Origin of the sequence: Rhizobium sp. TRM95796 (assembly GCF_025779995.1) — a bacterium.
GTDB lineage: Bacteria > Pseudomonadota > Alphaproteobacteria > Rhizobiales > Rhizobiaceae > Rhizobium_E.
On the sequence record NZ_JAOXHE010000011.1, the window covers coordinates 78030 to 98052 of the forward strand.

At 59.4% G+C, this 20023-nt stretch carries 17 protein-coding genes and 2 pseudogenes; 14 read left to right on the plus strand and 5 right to left on the minus strand.

What is annotated here, in order from left to right; genetic code table 11:
- Window positions 1–168 precede the first annotated feature (168 nt).
- The 7 genes from OCK01_RS21285 to tnpC all read left to right on the plus strand — a co-directional run bounded on the left by OCK01_RS21285 (window position 169) and on the right by tnpC (window position 6815).
- Complete coding sequence (locus tag OCK01_RS21285; protein WP_263825702.1) at window positions 169–1200, plus strand: SIS domain-containing protein; 1032 nt, start codon at window positions 169–171, stop codon at window positions 1198–1200.
- Window positions 1197–2351, plus strand: a complete 1155-nt coding sequence (nagA, locus tag OCK01_RS21290) for an N-acetylglucosamine-6-phosphate deacetylase (protein ID WP_263825703.1) — start codon at window positions 1197–1199, stop codon at window positions 2349–2351. Before OCK01_RS21285 ends, nagA begins: the two co-directional genes overlap by 4 nt.
- Window positions 2352–2554: 203 nt before the next feature.
- Window positions 2555–3556 (plus strand): IS30 family transposase, encoded by a 1002-nt coding sequence (locus OCK01_RS21295; RefSeq protein WP_263825704.1) that lies wholly within the window; start codon window positions 2555–2557, stop codon window positions 3554–3556.
- Window positions 3557–3678: 122 nt separating this feature from the next.
- Window positions 3679–4383, plus strand: coding sequence for a LuxR family transcriptional regulator (locus OCK01_RS21300; protein ID WP_263825705.1), 705 nt, complete (start codon window positions 3679–3681; stop codon window positions 4381–4383).
- Between the two features lie 36 nt (window positions 4384–4419).
- Window positions 4420–4809, plus strand: a complete 390-nt coding sequence (tnpA, locus tag OCK01_RS21305; RefSeq protein ID WP_263825706.1) for an IS66-like element accessory protein TnpA — start codon at window positions 4420–4422, stop codon at window positions 4807–4809.
- Complete coding sequence (gene tnpB / locus OCK01_RS21310; RefSeq protein WP_024707692.1) at window positions 4806–5159, plus strand: IS66 family insertion sequence element accessory protein TnpB; 354 nt, start codon at window positions 4806–4808, stop codon at window positions 5157–5159. Before tnpA ends, tnpB begins: the two co-directional genes overlap by 4 nt.
- 69 nt (window positions 5160–5228) lie before the next feature.
- Window positions 5229–6815: an IS66 family transposase gene (gene tnpC / locus OCK01_RS21315; RefSeq protein WP_263825707.1), complete on the plus strand. Its 1587-nt coding sequence runs from the start codon at window positions 5229–5231 to the stop codon at window positions 6813–6815.
- 107 nt (window positions 6816–6922) lie between these two features.
- Here tnpC and OCK01_RS21320 read toward each other — a convergent pair.
- The 4 genes and pseudogenes from OCK01_RS21320 to OCK01_RS21335 form a co-directional block, all read right to left on the minus strand.
- A protein-coding gene (locus OCK01_RS21320; RefSeq protein WP_263825708.1) for an IS630 family transposase occupies window positions 6923–7871 on the minus strand; the annotation gives its coding sequence in 2 pieces (ribosomal slippage) (window positions 6923–7534 and window positions 7536–7871; 948 coding nt in all).
- A 90-nt stretch (window positions 7872–7961) separates the two neighbouring features.
- Window positions 7962–8753 (minus strand): phytanoyl-CoA dioxygenase family protein, encoded by a 792-nt coding sequence (locus tag OCK01_RS21325; RefSeq protein WP_263825709.1) that lies wholly within the window; start codon window positions 8751–8753, stop codon window positions 7962–7964.
- 352 nt (window positions 8754–9105) lie between these two features.
- The gene (locus tag OCK01_RS21330) at window positions 9106–9714 is read right to left on the minus strand and encodes an NAD(P)H-dependent oxidoreductase (protein ID WP_263825710.1); all 609 of its coding nucleotides are present in this window, start codon (window positions 9712–9714) and stop codon (window positions 9106–9108) included.
- A gap of 46 nt (window positions 9715–9760) precedes the next feature.
- Window positions 9761–10151 (minus strand): annotated as a pseudogene (locus OCK01_RS21335) (Rid family hydrolase).
- A gap of 131 nt (window positions 10152–10282) precedes the next feature.
- On the opposite strand from OCK01_RS21335, the gene OCK01_RS21340 reads away from it, so the two are divergent.
- Window positions 10283–10876, plus strand: a complete 594-nt coding sequence (locus OCK01_RS21340) for a TetR/AcrR family transcriptional regulator (RefSeq protein WP_263825711.1) — start codon at window positions 10283–10285, stop codon at window positions 10874–10876.
- A 140-nt stretch (window positions 10877–11016) separates the two neighbouring features.
- Here the strand turns inward: OCK01_RS21340 and OCK01_RS21345 are convergent, their stop codons facing one another.
- A complete protein-coding gene (locus tag OCK01_RS21345; RefSeq protein ID WP_263825712.1) occupies window positions 11017–11490 on the minus strand; it encodes a GNAT family N-acetyltransferase in 474 nt (157 codons plus the stop codon).
- A gap of 314 nt (window positions 11491–11804) precedes the next feature.
- Here OCK01_RS21345 and OCK01_RS21350 point away from each other — a divergent pair.
- The 6 genes and pseudogenes from OCK01_RS21350 to OCK01_RS21375 form a co-directional block, all read left to right on the plus strand.
- A pseudogene (locus OCK01_RS21350) lies at window positions 11805–12434 on the plus strand (acyl-homoserine-lactone synthase); the annotation flags it as partial.
- A 277-nt stretch (window positions 12435–12711) separates the two neighbouring features.
- A complete protein-coding gene (locus tag OCK01_RS21355; RefSeq protein WP_263825714.1) occupies window positions 12712–12888 on the plus strand; it encodes a hypothetical protein in 177 nt (58 codons plus the stop codon).
- Between the two features lie 217 nt (window positions 12889–13105).
- Window positions 13106–13792 (plus strand): DUF3991 and TOPRIM domain-containing protein, encoded by a 687-nt coding sequence (locus tag OCK01_RS21360; protein ID WP_263825715.1) that lies wholly within the window; start codon window positions 13106–13108, stop codon window positions 13790–13792.
- A gap of 33 nt (window positions 13793–13825) precedes the next feature.
- Window positions 13826–14068, plus strand: coding sequence for a toprim domain-containing protein (locus OCK01_RS21365; protein WP_263825819.1), 243 nt, complete (start codon window positions 13826–13828; stop codon window positions 14066–14068).
- 120 nt (window positions 14069–14188) lie between these two features.
- The gene (locus OCK01_RS21370; protein ID WP_263825716.1) at window positions 14189–14794 is read left to right on the plus strand and encodes a DUF1419 domain-containing protein; all 606 of its coding nucleotides are present in this window, start codon (window positions 14189–14191) and stop codon (window positions 14792–14794) included.
- A gap of 88 nt (window positions 14795–14882) precedes the next feature.
- On the plus strand, window positions 14883–19976 hold the full coding sequence (locus tag OCK01_RS21375; RefSeq protein WP_263825717.1) for a DEAD/DEAH box helicase family protein: 5094 nt from the start codon (window positions 14883–14885) through the stop codon (window positions 19974–19976).
- Window positions 19977–20023: the final 47 nt, after the last annotated feature.

Sequence of the window (20023 nt, forward strand, 5' to 3'; positions counted from 1 at the left end):
GCGACAGCGGAGATGACCTGCTGCCACTGTCTCAAGAAGGCTCCGCTGAGTTAAAAAAATGGTCGTCACGAACCGAGCGCGATGGTGCTGGAGCAGCGTCGCGCGCCATTAACCGCTGCATTCAAGCCGACCTTGCGCTCGGCGGATACACCCTCAAGGACTGCATAAATGCTGACCAATATGACGAAAATGAGCATGGAGATCGACGAGGCTCCGGAAGCCGCCGCCCGCCTGCTGGATGGCTCTGCGAACGCGATTGTCGCCGCCGGCCGCGCGCTGCGCGAAAAGAACCCGGCCTTCCTGATCACCATCGCGCGCGGCTCTTCCGATCATGCCGCGACCTTCATCAAGTATGCGGTCGAACTCACTGCCGGTCGTCCGGTCGCCTCGCTCGGCCCGTCGCTCGCCTCGATCTATGGTGCAAACCTGAAGCTTGACGGCGGCGCGGCGATCGCCATTTCGCAGTCCGGCAAGAGCCCGGATATCGTCGCCATGGCGGAGGCTGCGACCAAGGCCGGCGCCCTGACGATCGCGCTGACCAATACGCTGCCCTCGCCGATTTCCATCGCTTCCAGCCATGCCGTCAACCTGAATGCGGGGCCGGAACTCGCCGTCGCGGCAACCAAATCCTTCGTCAATTCGATCGTCGCCGGCCTCGCCGTGCTTTCCGAATGGACGGGCGATGAGAGCCTGAAATCGGCCGTCCGCGGACTGCCGGAGCATTTTGAAAAGGCCGTCAAGCTCGACTGGAGCGAGCTCGCCCATGAACTGGGTGACGCGGAATCGCTTTACATGCTCGGCCGCGGCCCGGCTCTGGCAATCGCCAGCGAGGCAGCGCTGAAATTCAAGGAAACCTCCAACATGCATGCGGAAGCCTATTCCTCCGCCGAAGTGCTGCATGGTCCGGTGGCGCTCGTCGAGCGGCAGTTCCCGGTCGTGACGTTTGCGGCGCGCGATGCGGCCGAAGCCTCGGTCGTCGAGATTGTTGACGGCATGGCTGCCAAGGGCGCGCTGGCTTTCGCGACCTCCGACAAGGTGAAGGAAGCCCGCAGGCTGCCGTTCGTCGCGACCGGCCACCCAATCACCGATGCGCTGGCGCTGATCCTGCCGTTCTATGGCTTCGTCGAAGCCTGGTCACGCTCCAAGGGTTTCAATCCAGATGCGCCGGTGGCGCTGAAGAAGGTGACCGAAACCCTATGAGTGGGAAAGCGATTGTCGGTGCCCGGATTTTCGACGGCACCTTCTGGCACGAGGATTCAGCACTCGTTTTCGCCGACGGCAAGATTGAGGCGATCCAGCCGGTTGCCAAGCTGCCGGAAGGCATCGAGCGGATCGATGCCGGCGGCGGGATGATCGTGCCGGGCTTCATCGACCTGCAGGTCAATGGCGGCGGCGGCGTGCTACTGAACGAGGACCCGAGCCTTTCGGGCCTCCGCCAGATCTGCGCCGCGCATGCCAAGTTCGGCACGACGGCGCTGCTACCGACGCTGATCACCGATACCTACGAGATCACCTCGAAAACCGTCGAGGCCGGCAAACAGGCCAAAGCTGAAGGCATACCGGGCTTTCTCGGCCTGCATCTCGAAGGCCCACACCTCTCCATCGCCCGCAAAGGCGCGCATGATCCGCAGCTGATCCGGCCGATGGAGGAGAAGGATATCGACCTGATGCTCTCCTGCAAGGGCAAATTCGATGCGATGATGATCACTATCGCGCCGGAAAATGTCACGGTAGAGCAGGCGAAACGTCTTTCGGAAGCAGGCTTCATGGTGAGCCTCGGCCACACCGACACGACCTATGAGACGGCGAAGGATTATGCGGAAGCGGGCGTGCGCACCGTTACGCATCTCTTCAACGCCATGAGCCCGCTCGGCCATCGCCAGCCGGGCGTGGTGGGTGCAGCACTGGATATCGGCTCGCTTTACGCAGGCATTATCGCTGACGGCATCCATGTGCATCCGGCCGCGATGGGCGTAGCACTCAGGGCGAAGAATGGTCCCGGCAAGATATTCATTGTCACCGACGCCATGTCGACCATCGGCACGGACATGAAGAGCTTTACGCTGAACGGCCGCGAGATTCTGCGGCAGGACGGGCGGCTGACGCTGGCCGACGGGACGCTGGCGGGCGCAGATATCGACATGATCTCGTCTGTACGGTTCGCGCATCAGGCACTCGGGCTGCCGGTCGAGGAAGCATTGCGGATGGCCTCGGCCTATCCGGCGGAGGCAGCCTGGCTCGATTGGCGCAAGGGTGCGTTGAAGGTCGGGTATGATGCGGATTTCGTCGTGCTGACGGATGAGCTGGGCATGAAGAGCACCTGGATTGGCGGGGTCAAAGTGCATCACTAATAGGGCGGTGCTGGACTTATGCACCGAATGGAGTTCGCCCATGAGGATGAGTGGCCGTTCAGCTGCGGTTTGTGCCGGAAAGCGGCCTCTGACTATCGAGTTCCATAAAAACGATTATGCGATAAAAGCTAACAAAAAGGTACATTCTATTTCCAAGTGCGACATGCCAGTAATTTCAATGGCTTCGTTTTGGAGATTTTGGCATGTCTCGATGCTATACACAGATCACCCTTGCCGATCGTCGGCGTCTTCATCATCTGGTGGCGGCAAAGGTTCCGGTCAACGAGATGGCGCGTCAGCTTGGCCGTCATCGCTCGACCATTTACCGCGAGATCAAGCGCAATACGTTTCGGGATCGTGAACTGCCCGACTACGACGGATACTACAGCACGGTTGCTCACGACATCTCCAGAGACCGTCGACGCCGATTGAGAAAGCTGCGGCGCCACCCGGCTTTACGCATGGAGATCATCAACCAGTTGGAGGCTCGCTGGTCCCCGGAACAGATCGCAGGACGTTTGCTGTCGGACGGGCTCAGTCGTATTCGCGTGTGCAAAGAGACGATCTACCGCTTCATCTACAGTAAAGAAGATTACGAGCTCGGTCTTTATCAGTATCTATCTGAGGCCCGCCGTAAACGTCGCCCAATGCGTTCCAGGAAGCCGCGTGACGGCGCGTTTCCCGCTACTCACCGGATATCCCAAAGGCCTGATTTCATTGGAGATCGATCGAGGTTTGGACATTGGGAGGGAGACCTCCTCATCTTCGAACGCCCACTGGGCCATGCAAATGTCACCACTCTCGTGGAGCGCAAGAGCCGCTACACCGTTCTCATCAAGAATCCGAGCCGGCATTCGAGACCAATCATGGACAAGATCATCAATGCATTTTCGCCTTTGCCGGCGTTCGCGCGTCAGAGCTTCACATTTGACCGGGGCACCGAGTTTGCCGGGTTCAGGGCTCTGGAAGACGGGATCGGTGCGAGGAGCTGGTTTTGCGACCCAAGTGCGCCGTGGCAAAAAGGGACGGTCGAGAACGCAAACAAGCGCATTCGACGCTACTTGCCCGGCACCACAGATCTCGCGACCGTGTCGCAACACGACCTTCTCAAGCTCACACGCCACCTCAACCATCAACCGCGTAAATGCCTCGGATACATGACGCCTGCCGAGGCATTTATGGCACATTTGCAGGATGGGCCATGATCCCCTACCCTGTAAGACGGCTATGATGCACTTGGGTTAGCTTCTCCAAAACAGTATTTTAGCAAATACGTTGGTTTGCCGCACAGATGACTGCCTCGCCGCGTACAAACTATAGGCCCGTAATGGATTTGGATGATCAGTCCCCGCGTTTGCACTTAGCGTATTCTGAAATCCACGCCTGCGACGACGTTGCCAGTGCCCTCGCCATATTCCAGAGATCATATCGCATCGATCACGTGACGTATCACCTGTCGCAAACCACGGCGAGCTTGGTTGACGCGCCATTTGTGCGAACAACCTATAACGAAGCGTGGGTCGCTCGTTACCTGTTAAGAGGATATGTCCTAGTGGACCCTATCGTTGGAGAGGGCTTTCTCCGCCAGCTTCCATTCGATTGGAGAGAAGTCGAGGCGACGGAAGCCGCACAGGAGTTTCTGCTGGATGCTATCCGGCATGGTATCGGTAAGAACGGCTTTTCGATACCTGTCGCTGACAAATCGCGTCGTGCACTTCTTTCTCTCAATTCGTCGGCCTCAAACGAAGAATGGAGCGATATCGTCGCCGATGCTCGGGACGAATGGCTTGAGCTCGCTCGTCTCGTACATCGAAAAGCGATTTTCGAAGTCTTTGGCCGTCACGACCCTGTGCCACTGTTGAGCCCTCGCGAGATGGAATGCCTCCATTGGCTAGCCCTTGGCAACGATCACAAAGGCTTGGCGCTCATACTTGGTCTTTCTGAGCATACAACACGCTCCTATCTCAAGTCCGCCCGCTATAAGGTAACCGGTGTTCTGGCCCCACATTGGCAGCCGCTGCCTGATCTGTGATCGACATTCCATGGATGAGCGACAAGGAGTTTCTCCATGGAGAGTACGTTGGAGGTTCTCACAACACGCCGGAGGAGGCGTGAGACGCACCGCCAATGGCCTGATGATGTCAAGGCACGGATCGTTTCAGAGAGCTTGCGACCGGGCACAACGGTGAATGAAGTAGCAGGACGCTACGGCCTGAAGGCCAACCACCTATCGTCCTGGCGCACGCTGGCGCGGCAGGGCAAGTTGTTGTTGCCAGAGCCTGACGACGCAGTCGAGTTTGCGGCCATCGTTGTTGATGCTCCAGCGCCGGAGCCGCAGACCGTCAAGGTCGCTTCCCGCGCCGAGATCGTAGTGGGCCCTGTCACGATCCGTCTTGAGGAAGGCGCGTCTGCATCTCGGATCGCTGCCATCGCCCGCGCCTTGGCGGCAGCGACATGATCTTTCCGTCGAACCGCGTACGGATCATGGTGGCGACCAAGCCTGTCGACTTCCGCAAGGGTCATGACGGCCTGGCGGCGCTGGTGAAGAACGAGCTGCACAAGGACCCGTTCACCGGAACGGTTTTCGTGTTCCGGTCTCGCAAGGCGGACCGCTTGAAGCTGATCTACTGGGATGGCTCCGGAATCGTCATGGCCTACAAACGGCTTGAAGAGCACACATTCACCTGGCCGGGCATCAAAGATGGATTGATGACACTCACCCACGCCCAGTTCGAAGCGCTGTTCGCAGGCCTCGATTGGCGGCGGGTTCATGCCGTCCAGACAAGAACCCCGGAGGCCATCGAATAGCTGCGGCACGATGACTCAGCACCACAAATTCCGAAGGCAAATCGGCTCCGGATTTGGTAGTTTCCAGCCATGCTTGATGCCGCCGACCTTCCCGATGATATTGCCGCCCTGAAGGCGATGCTGATCGCGGCGCAGGCCCGCGAGGCGGCCAAGGATATCGCGATAGCCAGCAAGGACGAACGTATCGCTCGCAAGGATGAGCGGATCGAACGGCTTGAGAAGCTGGTCGCAGCATTCAAGCAGGCAGCCTTCGGACGCAAATCCGAGAAGACCGATCCTGACCAATTCGATCTGGCGCTAGAAGACCTGGAAACGGCTATGGCCGTAATCCATGCCGAGGATGAGGCGGACGTTCCTGCGGCAAACAGGATTAGCAAGCCACGTGCGATCAATCGCGGCTCGCTTCCGAAGCATCTTCCGCGTGTCGAGGAGGTGATCGAGCCAGAAAGCCTGATCTGCGCCTGCGGTGGTTGCATGCACTGCATTGGCGAGGATGTCTCCGAGCGGCTGGACGTGATCCCGGCACAGTTCCGTGTCATTGTCACCCGTCGCCCCAAGTACGCGTGCCGTGCCTGCACTGACGGTGTCGTTCAGGCTCCAGCCCCGGCTCGCCTTATCCAGGCTGGGCTGCCGACGGAAGCGACCGTCGCCCATGTGCTGGTCTCCAAATATGCCGATCATCTTCCGCTCTATCGGCAGGCGCAGATCATGAGCCGTCAAGGCATCGATCTCGATCGCTCCACGCTGGCCGATTGGGTAGGACGCGCAGCCTATGAACTGCGCCCCGTCTTCGATGCATTGACCACCGACCTGAAGCGCTCGACCAAGCTGTTCATGGACGAGACCCATGCCCCGGTTCTCGATCCCGGCTCCCGCAAGACCAAGACCGGATACTTCTGGGCGCTGGCGCGGGATGATCGTCCTTGGAATGGCAGCGCTCCGCCGGGTGTCGCCTTCACCTATGCGCCCGGTCGCGGTGGCATTCATGCCGAACGGATACTGCACGGCTTCTCCGGCATTTTGCAGGTCGATGGCTATGCCGGATACAACAGGCTGATCGCACCAGAGCGCTTTGGCCTGGACATTCGCCTTACCTATTGCTGGGCACACGCTCGCCGCAAGCTGGTGGAGATCACCCGCAATGGGTCAGCACCGATTGCCGAGGAGGGCGTCAAAAGGATCGGCGAACTGTATCGCATCGAGGCCGAACTGCGCGGTCTCGATCCGGAGGCTCGCCTCGCCGGACGGCAGGAACGGTCTGCGCCACTCATCACCAACATGCAGACCTGGCTTGCGCATCACCGTGCCCGTGTCGCGACCAAGTCCCCACTCGGCGAGGCATTGGCCTACATCGCCAAATACTGGGATGGTCTGAAGCTCTTCCTGACCGACGGTCGCATCGAGATCGACAACAATAGTGTCGAGCGGACAATCCGGCCGATTGCTCTCAATCGCAAGAACGCACTCTTTGCAGGTCATGATGCCGGGGCCGAGAACTGGGCAACCATCGCTTCGCTAATCGAGACCTGTAAACTCAATGCCGTCGACCCGCTGGCCTACCTGACCACGACGCTCACTGCCATCGTCAACGGCCACAAGCAAAGTTGCATCGCTGAGCTCTTACCGTGGAATTATTCGGGACGAACCAACGGCTGAAGTCTGCTGTCGGCCCAGAGCGGACACTGAGCCCCAATCTTGAACATCGCTGAAAGTCTTGACCCCGAGACGCTTAGAGCGTCCCGGAGTCAGCAGACTAGAGCGTTTCACCTTTTGACGGAACCATATCCTGCATTTCTGAGATAGTTGGCGCATTCGTCGGGTTGGATCGTTTCGACCAAGCCGCCGATATGTCGCCATGTATCTTCGATGGTCCGCTTCTGTGCATCGCGCATCCAGTGCTTTATCTTCGAGAAGGCCTGTTCGATCGGATTGAGGTCCGGTGAGTAGGGTGGCAGGAACCACAGCCGTGCACCTGCGGCAGTGATCGCCTGACGAATTGTCGCCGATTTGTGGCTGCCAAGATTGTCCATGACGACGATGTCGCCCGGATTGAGGACCGGAACCAACTGCTGTTCGACATAGGCGCGAAAGCACTGGCCGTTGATCGGTCCGTCGAAGACACAAGGTGCTGTCAACCGATCCTTTCTCAATGCACCGAGGAATGTCAGCGTGCGCCAGTGCCCATGCGGTGCAAACGCCCGCAGTCGCTTGCCTTTGGGTCCCCAGCCCCTGATGGGTGTCATGTTAGTCTTGATCCAGGTCTCATCGATGAAGACCAGCCGTTCAGGATCGAGGTGGTGCTGTAATGTCTTCCATCGCTCTCTTCTGCGGGCGATATCGGCACGGGCTTGTTCAAGGGCGAACAGCGTTTTTTTTGAAGCGCAGCCCCTCGCTGCGGATGAATTCCCAAATCGTATTATGGGAAACGGCGATGTCTCGCAAGGCAAGTTCGGCCTTCAGTCCATGCAGTGTCAGGTGTGGATTCTGAGCGAGACGCCCGGCAATGAAGCCGCGATGTGGCTCTAGGATGCGCCTGCGGTAACCACCCATCTTGCTTGGACGAACCGATCCGGTCGCGCGATGGCGCTGAGACCACTTCACCACCGAAGACGCCGCCACCGCGAAGCGCGCAGCAACCGCCCGGACACTCTCGCCGCTAGACACGGCCGCTACAACACGCTCACGAAGATCATTCGATATTGGTGCGGTCATGGGATGCTGGCCTCCGTCCAGCCAGCATCAGTGAATCAGAACAGAGCCGATTTGGGAATCAGGCCCGATTCAGAAAAACGCGGAAGCGCTCTAGAACGTTAGCCCACAGGCCCGACGGATAGCCAATTGGACTGGAGACGGAGGCAGGGCCGGATCAAACTCGCCTTTCGGCAGGAGCGGCGGTTGCGCCATGAAGCGCGGATGCCGCCCACGGTGAGGTTGTGCGGCATGGACGAGGAATGGATGACACAAATAGACCGTGCCTGCCGCGCCGGTTGCCAACTCGACCTTGCAGTCTGCTGTCGAAGCGTAGCCATTGGCAGAAAGCTGCCTGAGAGTTGCGCCGGCGTCGCCATAGGCAAGCAGTTGCCTGGCTATGACCATGTGCGAGCCCTTCCGTATTTTGGTCGGTGCATCATCTGCACTCACATCCGAAAACAGAAACAGCATCAATAGGGCGCGACCGCTACTCTTCACGTTGGCGCGCCACTCCATGAAGTCTGGGTGGTCCGTGCCAAAACTGACGTCCACATGCCAGCCGTCATCACCGGGTAGATCAGATGAAGGAAAGCGAATGGGAAAGGTTCCGAGACCCTTTGGTGTAAGCCAGCGCCCCTCACCAACAAGCTGATCGTAGACCCTGTGCAGGCGCGGCGTGTTTGCCGCTTCGACGAAGGGAGGCGAAGTCTTGAAACCAACCCGGATAACGGGTTGAACCCACTTTTCGGGTTCGTCGGGGGAAAGTCCTATGTCAGCCCACAATTCGTCCCTGCCGGTCTTCGCAAGGTCAGTCGTGAAGGCCTGCTCGATTTTGACGAAACCGTCGTCAATAAACTGTTGGACCTGACCGGCAGTCAGGCCGAGATCATCAATTTTTGGCATACACATTCTCCATGCGGCTGCCGGGTGAGCCGGAGCCGTTTTGATCTTCTTTAGCGCGCAAGCGCCGAACGACTTTCAGTCGTTCAGATCAGCGGGAAGAATGTGGACATGAACATCATGGAGATAACCATATATCACCTTGGAATCAGGAACAACCACGTCGCCAAAACACAGATCAAAGCGACGCCTGACACCCAGCCGCTTGCAATGTCGCCTAATCGAGGGCTGGACTGACGGCGTCCGCCTTTGGCGCATCAATGCCATGCGGTCTTCGTTCAAACCGGGCAACTGGGCCCGTCAGGCCTGCTCGGGAACACAAAACTTGCGGATGCTGCAGTTATCGTGCAGCGCGCTACAAACCAGCTGCTTCCCGTGTCGCGGCGCTGAGGCTTTCGCCGATCTCGCGGGCCCGTTGGAGCCCGGCCTGAGAGGACACGGCGTCGAGCGGGAGCAGGAGTTCAGATCCGATCATGCGAGCGCCGACATACCCGAAAATGCCCTCATCGATCTGTGTCCGGATCGCCTGAGCATAGCCGCGTTTGTCATAGGTGCGCTGTGTTGCCCCGCCAATCGCCACTGTCTGGATCGCTAGCCGACCGAGAAGACGGGTTGTTTCTTGACCACTGGCATCGATATAGGCCCAGCCATTGGTGAATACGCGGTCGATCCAGCCTTTGAGGATGGCTGGCATGGACCACCAGTACACGGGGAAAATCAGGATCAGCAGATCGGCGCGATCAATCCTTGCCTGCTCGGCGACAACGTCGGCCGGAGGAGCCGTTCCGTCGCGGAATGCCCGATAGTCAGCGCCTGTGTAGCGAGGATCAAAGCCCTCGACCGTCAAATTGGCGATTTCGACCGTGTTCTGCGGGTCCTCCTTAAGGCCAGCGATTACCTGTTCGGCTACAGCGTTTGTATAAGACCCGGCCTCGGGATGAGCGATTACAAGGAGAGAATGCATGAGAGGTTTCCATCTGAAAGAGTGTTTCGGATCATTGCCCGTTGCGCTAAAGCGCCTGCGGCATGCGGGCGATGACCCTGTTCAAAATCGAACCCGCCAAGCCAGGTCACGGCTGCGGCGGTCCAGTCCGGATAGGTTGACGCAGGGAATATTCGTCCTTAGTGGGCATCAGGATAGCGAACTGGCTCTGCCGCTCCGTCTGGATCGTCGCGACATCGACAGTGTTTTCAAAGTGCAGGCCGCGCAACCAGCGTTGCACTCACATTCCTGAATGCCAGCCGGACCAGTTCGCCAAAGTCCAGCTCAGCTATTCCGTCCTCCCGGCTGTCAACATGGCCCGAAGCGAACAGCAGGTCCCCGGATCGAATGGCCGGTGAATATTCATGCTGCTCATAAGGGCGTGCCGGAAGACTGAAAAATGGCGTTGCGGACGTCATGGCTTCCTCTCAGTTGAGCTGCCGGAGCCCCTTTCAACGGCGGCGCGCTCGAGATACGGTGTGTATGTGAAATAACGAGATACGAGGCGTATGTCAAATAAAATACGCTTCGTATGTAAAGTGAGGACGGAATGGCGAAGAAGCGTGCGGAAACAATAGAGGAGAACAGGGCAAAGCTGGTTGCAGCTGCGCGCAAGGCGTTCGCCAAGAAAGGATATGCCGCCGCATCCATGGACGAGCTGACCGCTGAGGCGGGTCTCACGCGGGGAGCGCTCTACCACAACTTCGGGGACAAACGCGGGCTGTTTGCCGCTGTCGTCAATCAGATCGATTCGGAAATGGCTGCTCGCGCCAAAGAGGTGGCGGCCTCCGAACCTGACGAGTGGAGAGCCCTGCTTGCGGAGGGAATCGCCTATATTGAAATGGCGCTTGATCCCGAAGTTCAGCGCATTGTTCTGCTTGATGGACCAGCTGTGCTCGGTGACCCGTCCAAATGGCCGAGCCAGGACAATTGCCTGCAGGTGACAAGACAAGCCGTCGAGAGGCTGATCGCGAGTGAAACGATGAAGCCCCTGGATGCCGAAGCCGCCGCCCGGCTCATCAGCGGCGCGTCACTCAATGCTGCACTCTGGGTCGCCGCCAGCGATGATCCTAATGTCGTGCTGACGAAGGCTTTAGAGGCCTTTCGCGCGATGGCGAGCGGAGTTCTCGTGCGGCACGACTGATGGGCTGCGTTTTTGGCCGATGCTGATCGTCGTCGAACCGGTTTACCGTTGTGACTGCGGCACGTCTGCTTCTGGCGCTTCGTCGCCGTGACGGCCGCCGGCCCTATCGCGCCGTGGCGGCCAACGGCCCGAAGAGGTCATTATTGCTCCACTGTGGTTGAGCTGAGCTCTTTTTCCATAAATAGGCTAAGGGGGTCCGCCTTGTAAGCTCCAAATGGCTCGATTTCCTGAAATCCGTATCCGCGGTACAGCTTGATGGCTTCAGGTTGGTAGATGCCTGTTTCCAGCCGAATGACCCGCAGACGCATTTCCAAGCCTCGAAGAACCAGCTTGTCCATCATCTGTTTGCTGATTTTGAAGCCGCGTGCACTTGGATCGACGAACATGCGCTTGATCTCGCCCGTCATGTCGCCGGAATCCACTAGGGCGCAGCAGCCAACGATTTCATCGTCTCGTCTCGCAATGAAAAACGTAACGTTTGGTTTTTCCAAGGTTTCCAGGTCGAGAGGATGGTTGCTTGCTGCGGGGTACAAAGAGGCCGCATAGTCATCAGACGCCTCCAAAAGCCTGATCACGCCAGCTTGACGTGGGCTCTCGATAGATACTGTGACCATTTTGCTAGGCTCCATCAACTATGAGCTCACCATTATCAGAAGGCTTGGAATGTCCGCAATTGGCGCATTCTTGCCGTCAATGTTGTAGCGGAATTTTTCGGTAAGCCCAATCCAAGCTTGATCGATGTGCGAGGAAAACACCGCTTACGCTATAAGCTGGGATGCTTGACCACAACTGCGGCAACAGCCCGAGCAATTCAGCTACGCCTCATCAATCCCTACGGCAATACCCCTATCTGAGGGTGCCGTTCTAGGGGAATACGACCCTTCCCGAGACATTGGCATGCTGCAACGCACACACGTTGGAGACGCCCATGTATCTTTTAGTTCAGGCCCATCAGTTCGAAAAATTCTCCCACTTGATCGATCAGTCTTTCCTGCTGCGAAAACGAGTTTTTGCGGATCGGCTGGGCTGGAAAGTTGCAGTGTCCGGAGAAATGGAAAAGGACTTGTATGATACATTTAATCCCGCCTACCTTTTCTGGTGTGATGATGAGGGAAAGAGGCTTTACGGAACGGTCCGGCTCTTGCCGACGACTGGGCCAACCCTCTTATACGACGTCTTCCGGACGACCTTTCCCAATTCATGCGACTTAGTTGCCCCCACGATATGGGAGGGCACGCGTATGTGCATTGACGAAGACGCTATCAGCCGCGACATGCCCGAGTTGCGCCCGGATCAGGCGTTTTGTCAGCTTTTGCTCGCTTTGTGTGAGGTGGCGCTCGACCATGGGATCGAGACATTAGTATCGAACTACGAACCCCATTTGAAGCGACTGTATGAACGCGCCGGCGCGGAGCTAGAGGAGCTTGGCCGAGCAACGGGATTTGGGCGCTTCCCGGTTTGCTGCGGCATATTCGAGGTCTCCCCCCGAATTCTCAGGCAGATGCGAACTAAACTGGAGGTATCCGAGCCTCTATACCGACGCAGCTATCCTACTCGACGCCAGACGGGCCAGCCTACAGTTCGTGGCGAGAGGCTTTCCGAACGTCTGCAAGCTGGTATCAGCGAGATTCAGTCGGACCAGGCGGATCAAGTCCAATCCCGCTCTCTTGTGATGGCGTCCTGGCCCAGTCCCGGATCTTCCACGATCAACCCGTGAAGGGTCCGCTAGCGAGCTGCGGCCGCTTGGCTTCGCCTGCGCGGTGATCGCGCCCGTGACCGCGCCTTTTTAGGAGCCATCGAGCGGGAATTGGCCCGCTCCCCGATGGAGCCTTCAAATGTCGTATGATCTCACGCTCGCACAGTCCCACGCCTTCCAGCTTTCCCGCGACCTGATGGTCCCGGTTACCGTCTTCGAAGTCGACGGCGAGTACGGTGTCCTGCCCTCCGACGAGATCGACGTAAGCGACGACCTCGACATCGTGCACGAGTTTTTCCCTTGGCCGGCGCATTGAGCCGGCCTTCGCCGCTCGCGCGGCGAGCGTTTTTGCCGCTTGCGAGCCGGCGGCCGCAAGGGAGGCTACGCCGCGCCTGGCTTTCGACACCTACCACTTCTGACAGTTGCCAGGCGCGCCCTTGCATCCTTTGCTCTTCGCGGCCGACCGGAATTGATCCGCGAATTGCGGAAGATATTTCGGTGAGAGGACCGATCAAAAAAGGATCGGAAGGAAAATGGACAGGAAAGAAATCGAAGACCTTCGAAATCGGGTCGCGTGCGAAGCTGTACTCGAAACATCGGGTTTCGCAATCGATGTAAAAGAGAGCACCCGCCGAGCCCGGAAATTCAGGCGAGGCGCCGAGATCGTCATCGTGACACATGATGGTCGCGGTTGGTTCGATCCGCTGAGCGATGCAAAAGGCGACGTATTTTCACTTGTTGCTATCCTGGATCAGGTCGGTTTTGCAGAGGCCGCGAGCCGAGTGGCCGCGCTCAGCGGGTTTCGCCCGGCGACGCCGCTCTGGAAGAAGGCCACGACACCTCGCGCGTCTGTGCTCAGCCGTTGGGAGCAACGGAAGCGCCTAGATCCTGGGTCTGAGGTATGGCGGTATCTTTGCTGGACACGCGCTCTTCCAGTCTCAGTGGTTCGTCAGGCAGCCCAAGAAGGCGCACTTCGAGAAGGTCCGTCCGGAAGCATGTGGGCGGCACATACGGACAACAGTGGGGCTCTATCAGGATGGGAGGAGCGCGGACCCGCTTGGCGGGGCTTCGCATCTGGAGGGGCTAAAACCCTCTTCCGGCTCGGTCCTGCCGATGCAAGACGGCTATGCGTCACCGAAGCTGCGATCGACGCGATGAGCCTTGCGGCGATCGAGGGCGTTCGGGAAGGAACACTCTACGTGAGCACAGGTGGCGGCTAGTCGCCAACGACGGAGGCGGCCTTAAGAAGCCTGATTTCGCGATCTGCAACGCAAGTTGTCGGTGCGACTGACGCAAATCCCCAAGGTGAGATTTTTGCGGACCGTTTGCGCGGGTTAAGCGAGGCAATGTCGTCTGACTGGTTGCGTTTGCGGCCGCCAGCGGATGACTGGAACGAGGTCTTGCAGGACAGATTGAAGGAGAATGCAGACAGGGAGATAGGAGGAAGGCGTGCCGCATCTCGGTCGACTGCGTCAAGGGAAGCTTCGCCCGGCTAAAGCCGGCCCTTGACCCCGCCGCGCGGGATGCCGGCGGCCTGGAAGATATCGTGAAGGATTGAAGATGAAGATGATCGCGACGGTCATCGCTTTGGTCCCGATATCTGAAAGGATCCAGAAATGAAGATCGAAAATACCATCCGAAAGATTTTCGAAGGTGTCGCCACGCGTCCGCAAATGTTCAGGTTGTTTGACCGGCACGGTCAACGCCCCGACAAGGGAGGGTTCGACGCCTCGCCTCTCTACAGGGGCGAATGGTTCGAGATCGACGAGACCCTTTATGATTACATGCTGAATCTTCTGCCTCCGCTGTGGATGCGTGGTCCGATCTTTGCGATGCGCGAGTTCATGACCGGATCCGTAACCTCAGTCTTCTTCGCGCTGCAGATCGACGAAGCCGTCCGATATTTCCACACCTACTGCGATCTTGCCGACTCGACCTCGGTGGAGTCGATGCGCGCGGCGATTGTCTCGCGCGAAACCCGCCCAGTCCGCGCAATGAGCCGCGAAGAGAGGCTCGAGCATATCTGGAGCACGACTACAGACGGATATCGGGCTTATGCCGGCGATCGGTGGCCGAAGCCAATGCAAGGCCAGCGAACGGTGATGCTCTATGGCGGCAAGGAAGGTACCTTCCTGAAGCTGCTCGACACGCTGACCGACGACGAGGTCGCAGCGAAGCTTCCGGTGCATCTGCGCCACCTCCCGTCAGCCCTGGCCGCCTGAGCCGAGTCCATTCCCGCAAAACTGGTGCCGCAGCCGGTCAAATTCTCGACCGGACGATGGTGCACGTGCAAACCCAAGGAGTTTTCAGATGAACAATGATCCGTTCACGCTCGATATATTCGGCTCAAGCGCGCTTTCCTCAGGCCTCGGGCTCGGCGTCACGGTTTTAGCAAGCATCTCACCTGATGTTGCAAACGACGACGATCCAGATCCGACGCCCCCCGCATCATCCCCTGCCCTCCCCGTCCCCGCCACTGCGACGCCCAAGCGGCGGGCAGAACTTCGGGCAAACTTCTATCTCAAGGGTGACCGCGGCTTACCTTCGTCCTGGAAGGATCGCGCTCGCGCCAGTGTTGCGGCCATCCTGGTCGCCGGCGAGGTTGCCAAGCAACACCGGCCCGCAACGTCCAAGGAGCAGGCACAACTGATCCGCTTCACCGGCTTCGGCGCCAGCGAGCTGGCCAATGGTATGTTCCGTAGGCCGGGCGAGGTCGATTTCCGCAACGGCTGGGACAATCTAGGTTCCTCGCTAGAGACCGCAGTCTCCGAAGCGGACTACGCGTCGCTTGCTCGCTGCACGCAGTATGCGCATTTCACGCCGGAGTTCATTATCCGGGCGATCTGGGCCGGGATCCAAAGACTTGGCTGGCGTGGCGGCCGCGTGCTGGAACCGGGCATTGGCACAGGCCTGTTCCCGGCCCTGATGCCGGAGTGCTATCGAGACGCGGCTTTCGTCACCGGGATCGAGCTTGATTCCGTGACCGCCCGCATTGTTGGCCTGCTTCAGCCGAAGGCCCGGATCATCAATGGTGACTTCGCTTGCACAGGTTTAGCGCCGATCTACGATCTTGCGATCGGTAATCCGCCCTTTTCCGATCGCACCGTCCGCTCCGACCGTGGCTACCGGTCGCTCGGTCTTCGCCTGCACGACTACTTCATCGCCCGCTCGATCGACCTCTTGAAGCCCGGCGCGCTCGCCGCCTTTGTCACCTCACATGGCATGATGGACAAGGCTGATGCCACAGCGCGGGAGCATATCGCCAAGTCCGCCGATCTGATTGCCGGTATTCGTCTGCCCAAGGGCAGCTTTCGCCGGGATGCTGGTACGGACGTCGTCGTCGACATCCTCTTCTTCCGCAAGCGAAAGCTCGGTGAGCCGGAAGGCGATCAGATGTGGCTTGATGTCGATGAGGTTCAGGCCGCGAGCAGCGACGAGGGTGCTATCCGCGTGAATCGCTGGTTTGCTCGCCATCCTGGCTTTGTGCTCGGTACCCACGCACTGACCTCGGGGCCGTTCGGCGAAACCTATACCTGCCGGCCACATGAAAAAGATCTCGAAGCGGCGCTCGCCGCTGCTATCGATCTCTTGCCCGCCGATCTCTACGACGGCGAGCCGACGCCCATCAATATCGATCTCGAGGACGAACTCGGCGAGATCGTCGATCTGCAGCCGAGGGACAACGTTATCCGCGAAGGCAGCTTCTTCCTCGACCGGTCGAAGGGGCTGATGCAGATGCTCGACGGAGCGGCTGCACCGGTCACCGTCCGCAAGGGCCGAACCGGAGAAGGCATCTCGGAAAAACATGTCCAGATCATCAGCAAACTCATCCCGATCCGCGATGCGGTGCGCGAGGTGCTGAAGGCGCAGGAAACCGACCAGCCATGGCGCGATCTTCAGGTGCGGTTGCGTATCGCCTGGTCGAGCTTCGTGCGGGATTTCGGTCCGATCAATCACACCACCGTCTCCATCCAGGAGGATGCCGAGACCGGCGAAGTCAAGGAGACCCATCGGCAGCCGAACCTCGCGCCTTTCCGGGACGACCCGGACTGCTGGCTGGTGGCTTCGATCGAGGATTACGATCTGGAGACCGACACGGCGAAGCCCGGTCCGATCTTTTCCGAACGGGTGATTGCGCCGCCGGAGGCGCCGACGATCACATCGCCTGCAGATGCCCTCGCCGTTGTGCTGAACGAACGCGGGCACGTGGATATCGACCATATCGCGGAACTGCTCCACAGTGATCCCGCGACTGTGCTGGACGAGCTCGGCGACGAAGTGTTTCGCGATCCGGCCGACGGCTCCTGGCAGACGGCGGATGCCTATCTCTCCGGGGCGGTCCGCACGAAGCTCGCCGCAGCACAAGCGGCAGCCGAGCTCGATCCCGCCCACGAGCGAAACGTGCGGGCGCTTCAGGATGTCCAGCCGGCCGACCTTCGACCCTCCGACATCACCGCCCGTCTCGGCGCCCCCTGGATCCCGGCCGCCGATGTCGTGGCCTTCGTCAAAGAAAGGATGGAGGCCGATATCCGTATCCACCATATGCCGGAGCTCGGATCCTGGACCGTCGAGGCCCGACAACTCGGTTACAGCGCCGCCGGAACGTCCGAATGGGGAACGAGCCGTCGGCATGCCGGGGAATTGCTCGCAGATGCGCTCAACAGCCGGGTCCCACAGATCTTCGACGTGTTCAAAGATGCCGATGGCGAGCGTCGGGTTCTCAATGTCGTGGATACCGAAGCGGCGCGCGACAAGCTGCAGAGGATCAAGCAGGCGTTTCAGGACTGGGTCTGGACCGATCCCGACCGCACCGACCGGCTGGCTCGGGACTACAATGATCGCTTCAACAACCTAGCGCCGCGCAAATTCGACGGCTCCCATCTCAAACTTCCCGGCGCCTCTGGCGCCTTTGTTCTTTATGGCCACCAGAAACGCGGCATCTGGCGCATCATCGCCGATGGCTCGACCTATCTCGCTCACGCCGTCGGCGCCGGCAAGACGATGACCATGGCCGCCGCCATCATGGAACAGCGCCGGCTCGGTCTGATCGCCAAGGCGATGCTGGTCGTGCCCGGCCATTGCCTGGCCCAGGCGGCACGCGAATTCTTAGGCCTCTATCCGAATGCCCGCATTCTTGTCGCGGACGAGACCAATTTTACGAAGGATAAGCGTGCCCGTTTCCTGTCGCGGGCGGCAACCGCGACCTGGGACGCAATCATCATCACCCATTCGGCCTTCCGGTTTATCGCCGTGCCATCTACCTTCGAACAGCAGATGATCCAGGACGAGCTTCAGCTCTACGAGGACCTATTGACCAAGGTCGATAGTGAAGACCGCGTCTCACGCAAGCGCCTCGAGCGGCTGAAGGAAGGATTGCAGGAGCGGCTTGAAGGTTTGGCGACCCGCAAGGACGATCTTCTGACGATCTCCGAAATCGGTATCGACCAGATCGTCGTCGACGAGGCACAGGAGTTCCGCAAGCTCTCCTTCGCCACCAACATGTCGACCTTGAAGGGCATCGATCCGAACGGCCCGCAGCGCGCCTGGGACCTCTACGTGAAGTCCCGCTATATCGAAACGAAGAACCCTGGCCGGGCGCTGGTTCTCGCCTCCGGCACGCCAGTCACCAACACGCTCGGCGAGATGTTTTCCATCCAGCGTTTGCTCGGCCATGCAGCGCTCGCTGAACGCGGGCTGCACGAATTCGACGCCTGGGCATCCTGCTTCGGCGACACCACGACCGAACTCGAAATCCAGCCATCCGGCAAATACAAGCCGGTCAGTCGCTTTGCCTCCTTCGTCAACGTGCCCGAACTGATCGCCATGTTCCGGTCGTTCGCCGACGTCGTCATGCCCGACGATCTCAGGCAGTATGTGAAGGTGCCCAACATCTCGACCGGGCGCCGGCAGATCCTGACGGCCAAGCCGACGACGCTGTTCAAGACCTATCAGCTAATGCTCGATGGCCGGATCAAGGCGATCGAGAAGCGCGAGGGACCGGCCAAGCCCGGTGACGATATCCTGCTGTCTGTCATCACCGATGGGCGCCATGCGGCGATCGATCTGCGCTTCGTCATGCCGGGCGCTGAGAACGAGCCGGACAACAAGCTCAATCTGCTCATTCGCAATGCCTACAGGATCTGGCAGGAAACCGGTGACGCGATCTATCGTCGCCCCGATGGCAAAGACTTCGATCTGCCGGGTGCGGCGCAGATGATCTTTTCGGATCTCGGCACAATCAATGTCGAAAAGTCCCGCGGCTTCTCGGCCTATCGCTTCATGCGCGACGAGTTGATCCGGCTCGGTGTCCCCGCCTCCCAGATCGCCTTCATGCAGGATTACAAGAAGACCGAGGCGAAGCAGCGGCTGTTCGGCGATGTCCGTGCCGGCAAGGTTCGTTTTCTGATCGGTTCATCGGAAACCATGGGCACCGGCGTTAACGCCCAGCTCAGGCTGAAGGCGCTCCACCATCTCGATGTGCCATGGCTGCCCTCGCAGATCGAGCAGCGTGAGGGACGGATCGTCCGGCAGGGCAACCAGCACGACGAGGTCGATGTCTTCGCCTATGCCACCGAGGGTTCGCTCGACGCGTCGATGTGGCAGAACAATGAGCGCAAGGCCCGGTTCATCGCCGCCGCCCTCTCCGGCGATACCTCGATCCGGAGATTGGAGGATGTCGGCGAGGGCGCAGCCAACCAGTTCGCCATGGCCAAGGCCATTGCCTCCGGCGACGAGCGGCTGATGCAGAAAGCCGGGTTGGAAGCAGATATCGCTCGGCTCGAACGCCTGCGCGCCGCCCATGAAGACGACCAGTATGCCGTCCGCCGGCAGATGCGCGATGCCGAGCGCGAGATGGAGGTCTCAACCCGGCGCATCGGCGAGATCGGCCAGGACATTGCACGGCTTAAGCCGACAGGCGGCGATGCCTTTACGATGGTGGTGCTTGGACAAGAATATACCGAGCGCAAGGAGGCTGGCCGCGCGTTGATGAAGGAGATCCTCACGCTTCTACAGCTTCAGCAGGAGGGCGAGGTGCATCTGGCGACGATCGGCGGTTTCGATCTCGTCTACGAGGGCGAGCGCTTTGGCAAAGGCGATGGCTATCGTTACGAGACGCTGCTCCAGCGTACCGGGGCAGATTACGAGATCGATCTCGCCATCACGGTGACGCCGCTCGGCTCCATCTCGCGGCTTGAGCACGCACTCGGCGGCTTCGACGAGGAACAGCGCCAGTATCGCCGGCGGCTTGAAGACGCCGAGCGGCGATTGGTTTCCTACCGTTCCCGAGACGGGGGCACTTTCGCGTTCGCAGACGACCTCAAGGAAAAGCGGCTGAGGCTGCGGGCGATCGAGGTTGAACTGGCGACGGATCTGGACAGCGAGACCATCGCGGCAGCTGCATAGCAGCGTTGCACAATAAATGTTTTCCAGTTGGTCAAAATTCAGGCATA